4 protein-coding genes are annotated in these 4424 nt (G+C 49.8%); all 4 read right to left on the reverse strand.

Annotated elements, in window-relative coordinates; all coding sequences use genetic code 11:
- Nucleotides 1-117: 117 nt before the first annotated feature.
- A complete protein-coding gene (locus P5683_RS23080; RefSeq protein WP_315640975.1) occupies nt 118-1842 on the reverse strand; it encodes a bifunctional serine/threonine-protein kinase/formylglycine-generating enzyme family protein in 1725 nt (574 codons plus the stop codon).
- A 50-nt stretch (nt 1843-1892) separates the two neighbouring features.
- Nucleotides 1893-2075, reverse strand: coding sequence for a hypothetical protein (locus P5683_RS23085; RefSeq protein ID WP_006624009.1), 183 nt, complete (start codon nt 2073-2075; stop codon nt 1893-1895).
- The gene (locus tag P5683_RS23090; RefSeq protein WP_006669345.1) at nt 2066-2860 is read right to left on the reverse strand and encodes a serine/threonine-protein kinase; all 795 of its coding nucleotides are present in this window, start codon (nt 2858-2860) and stop codon (nt 2066-2068) included. Before P5683_RS23090 ends, P5683_RS23085 begins: the two co-directional genes overlap by 10 nt.
- 124 nt (nt 2861-2984) lie before the next feature.
- Nucleotides 2985-4424: SUMF1/EgtB/PvdO family nonheme iron enzyme (locus tag P5683_RS23095; protein ID WP_315669488.1), on the reverse strand; the 1440-nt coding region annotated here is incomplete at its 5' end.

Here is a 4424-nt window from a genome sequence, read left to right on the forward strand (position 1 = left end):
GGTTATTGATACCTGATTCTACATTACCATAAATGCCGAAAATTAACCGGCTTTTTCACAGACACCTGATTTATCACGGCTGGGGAAGTTGGGTTACGCTGCGCTTCACCCAACCTACTAAAGCGCACAGGCTACCCGAAAACCGCTGTTGAGGTTGAGGATGTCCGGGCCGACCCAGTCGCGGAAGGCACAACGGCAGCTCTCTGGAAGGTCGTCCCACGAACCGCCGCGCAGCACTCGGTGGTCTTTGCTTTCCAAAAACTTGACTAAATATTCAATAGGGTTTTGATAACGATTATCGTTCCCAACATCCCACACACGACCATCCGAAGGCGCACCATTGTAGTTGTCGTGCCAGGGGTCAGCGCACCATTCCCAAACATTTCCGTGGATATCATACAAGCCAAAGGCGTTGGCGTGTTGAAACTGACCGACGGGGGTGGTTTTTTTGCGGGAGGCTCCCTTGGGTTCTGAGCTATAGGTGTAGTTGCCATCGTAGTTGGCGAGGTCGGTGGTCAGGGTATCACCGACATGAAAGGGGCTAGTTCTTCCGGCGCGGGCTGCATATTCCCACTCGGCTTCACTGGGTAATCGGTAGGGTTTGCCGATTCTTTTCGAGAGGCGGGCGCACCACTCGATTACATCATACCATGAAACTTTTTCAACCGGAAGATTTAATCCTTTAAATCTTGAGGGGTCTGGGTTCAGGTCTCGTTGGAGTTTGGGGAAACTAGCCACTTGTCGCCATTGTGCTTGGGTAACCGGATATTTCCCCATTAGGAAGGGTTTAATCGTGACTCGGTGTTGGGGTCTTTCAGCATTAGAACTTCCAGCTTCACCACTCGGCGCACCCATAATAAAGGTTCCCCCCGGAATTAGCACCATCTCCAGAGTCACCCCATTTCCCAGGTCTTCGATAATACATTCAGCCTGACCGCGACGGCGGTTAATTTCTTGTCCCTTTGAATTGACGGTAACGATGTCAAAGGAAAAAGAAGTCGTTTTTGGTCGGTAAAGGGGGGTGGGTTTCGGCGGTTCCAACAGCTTTAACCACTCCTCCATCGACTGAGGGCGCTGGGTTTTATTTAACGCCATCCCCGCCATAATCGCATCATTAATAGCATCGCTCACCGATGCCAAATCCTTGGGCGGCACCAACTCTTCCCGGTCTACCTTGCGGGAAAAACAGTCCCTCGGCAACTGCTTCGTTACGGCATAATAGAGAGATGCTGCCAGAGTGTAAATATCGACCGTGGGGGAGCGATCGCCTTTAATTAACTGTTCGTAGGGTGCAAAAGCCTTATTGCCAAAAATCTTGGAACTGGTGACACTGGGGACGACATTTCCAGCGATGCCAAAATCAATCAATACCGGCTGACCGTTACCTCGCAACATGATATTAACCGGGGTGGCATCCCGGTGAACAATACCAGCGCGATGCACCTGTGCCAAAGCCTGAGCCACCGGACAAATTAACTCCAGGGCGGTCGCTTCCGAAAGGGGGCCTTGTTCCTGCACCAGAGTATAGAGGTTTTTGCCCTCGATAAATTCCATTACCAGACAATGGGAGTCGGATTCTTCAAATAAGTCCTTGACGCGGACGATGTGGGGGTTGGGGTCCCTCTCCAGTTGGGCTAAAATTTGGGCTTCCCGGATGAAGCGTTGGACGTATTTGGCATAGTCGGGGTCATGTCGCAAAAAGGCATTGGGGGTTTTGATCACCACGGGGGCATTGAAGCCCCGATGCAGGGCTTTGTAGGTAATGCCGAACCCACCCTGTCCGAGGACAGTTTCGATGGTGAATTTGCCGTTTTGGAGTGAGTGTCCGTTGGGCCAGTACATTGTCCGGGTGTCAGTCGGTGAGGATGTCAATATTGTACACCCACCCAGGGCTATTTATTTAAAAATAGGGCGATTATGGTTGCGATCGCACCGAGAATGCCGGCAACAGTAGCAGCCAATTGAAGGGCGATCGGCAGACTATCCCATTGGGGAATTGGCGACCAGCGCCCGATTCCCAATTCCCGCAGAAATTCCGGTACACTCTGGGTGCGATCGCCCGGAATTAAAGCCATGGCATGAACGATCGCCTGATTAACCTTTTGGCTAATCTTGGGATTGTGCAAACGGGGGGGGGAGTCAAATGCACATCGGAATCGGTATCATGGCGATCTAAGGCACTTTCAGGTTTTTTTCCGGTCAGCAGCACATACAGGGTCGCCGCCAGGCTGTAAACGTCCGTCCAGGGTCCTTTGGGTTCCAGGTGGGAATACAATTCGAAGGGTGCAAAGCCATCAACGGTAATTTGTTGGGTGAGGGGATGATCGAAAGACCTCGCCAAGCCAAAATCAATTAAAATCGCCTCTTGTTTTCCGGCGCGAATCATAATATTTCCGGGTTTAAGATCTCGATGCAAAAGACCCCGTTGGTGGACGGAAATCAAAGCGGAACCAATTTGTTGAATATAGCCCAGGGCAATTTTTTCGGGAAGTTGAGGTTCTCCCCGCTGACCGAGACTGACCCCATCAATATAGTCCATGACGATACACGGATAGCGAGTATTGGCAAACCATCCCTCCCGCACCGCTTCGTCAAAAATTTCTCGCACTTTGACAATATGAGGATGTTGGCATTGGGAGAGTTTTAGGGCTTCATCATAAAATTTGGTCGCATATTTTTCCCGTTCCGAGGGCTTGAGATCTTTTAACATGGAAGCGTCGGGATTCAGGGTTTTAATGGCAACATAGCCATTCGTCCGCACTTCCTTCGCGAGATAGGTGACGGAAAATCGCCCCTGTCCCAAAATGCGATCGACCATATAGTTCCCGTTGTTGAGTTTCTGTCCGTTTTGCCACAACATGATGGAATCGATAAAATATGGGCGTATTTTACCAAAATCCGCTGCTGCTTGGGTTGCCGAAACAGAAACCCGGTGGCTCACGGCTGGCTGGGAAGTTGGGCCCGGCTGCGCTTCACCCAACCTACTAAAGCGCTACCCGAAAACCGTTGTAGTTGTTGAGGAGGTCCGGGACGAGGCTGAGGCGGTAGGCACAACGGCAGTTATCTGGATAGTCGTACCACGAACCGCCGCGCAGCACCCTTCTTTCTGTTTTTCCCAAAGAGTTGATAGCTATTCGTGAAGAGTTGATAGCTATTCGTAATTGATAACGATTATCGTTACCAACATCCCACACACGACCATCCGAAGGCGCACCATTGTAGCTGTCGTGCCAGGGGTCAGCGCACCATTCCCAAACGTTCCCGTGGATATCATACAAGCCAAAGGCGTTGGCGTGTTGAAACTGACCGACGGGGGTGGTTTGTTCGCGGTAGGCTCCCTTGGGTCCTGAGCTATAGGTGTGGTTGCCATCGTAGTTGGCGAGGTCCGTCGTCAGGGTATCACCGACATGAAAGGGGCTAGTAGTTCCGGCGCGGGCTGCATATTCCCACTCCGCTTCACTGGGTAATCGGTAGGGTTTGCCAATTCTTTTCGAGAGGCGATCGCACCACTCCATTACATCATACCAAAAAACTTTTTCAACCGGAAGATTTAATCCTTTAAAATATGAGGGGTCTAGGCTCAAGTCCCGTTGGAGTTTGGGGAAACTAGCCACTTGTCGCCATTGTGCTTGGGTAACCGGATATTTTCCCATGAGGAAGGGTTTAATCGTGACTCGGTGTTGGGGTCTTTCATCATAAGAACTTCCAGCTTCACCACTCGGCGCACCCATAATAAAGGTTCCCCCCGGAATTAGCACCATCTCCAGAGTCACCCCATTTCCCAGGTCTTCGATAATACATTCAGCCTGACCGCGACGGCGGTTAATTTCTCTGCCCTTTGAATTGACCGTAACGATGTCAAATTCAAACTTCTGGGTTACCGCTGGGGGAGTTGTATTGGTAATCTTTTTAGCAGTATTGGGAATGATGTTTTTAGGATTCTTTATGATAATCTGTTTCCCATAATATCGCTGTAAATCTGCCCATACTTCGGCTACAGATTGATAGCGTTTTTTAAATACTGTCTCAACCAAACGCTCTAAGATTTCGCCTAATTTATCACTCACCTGATTGCCATTTAAATGCTCACGCCACACCCATTGTGCTTCTAAGGGGTCATATAAATTCGACGGACTCACTTGGGTTAGCAGGTATAAACAAGTCACCCCTAAACTATATAAATCACTCCCATATTGAGGTTTTCCCATAGCCTGTTCCGGGGCGCAATATGCCGCCGAACCGATAACCGTTCCCGTGACGCTCATAGATGTGCGCTGCACCTGTTTAGATGCTCCAAAATCCACTAGGACTAACTTGTTATCACTGGCGCGTCTAATGATGTTTTCCGGTTTAATATCCCGGTGAATTACTTTATGTTTGTGTACAAAATACAAAACTGGCAATAAATCCTTGAGCAGGGAACT

This window comes from Limnospira sp. PMC 1279.21 (assembly GCF_032349615.1).
Lineage (GTDB): Bacteria > Cyanobacteriota > Cyanobacteriia > Cyanobacteriales > Microcoleaceae > Limnospira > Limnospira fusiformis.

Excerpts from the sequence above, each read along its gene's own strand:
- P5683_RS23080 (WP_315640975.1), bottom strand. The coding sequence starts at position 1,842 with ATGTACTGGCCCAACGGACACTCACTCCAAAACGGCAAATTCACCATC.
- P5683_RS23085 (WP_006624009.1), bottom strand. The coding sequence starts at position 2,075 with ATGGCTTTAATTCCGGGCGATCGCACCCAGAGTGTACCGGAATTTCTG.
- P5683_RS23090 (WP_006669345.1), bottom strand. The coding sequence starts at position 2,860 with ATGTTGTGGCAAAACGGACAGAAACTCAACAACGGGAACTATATGGTC.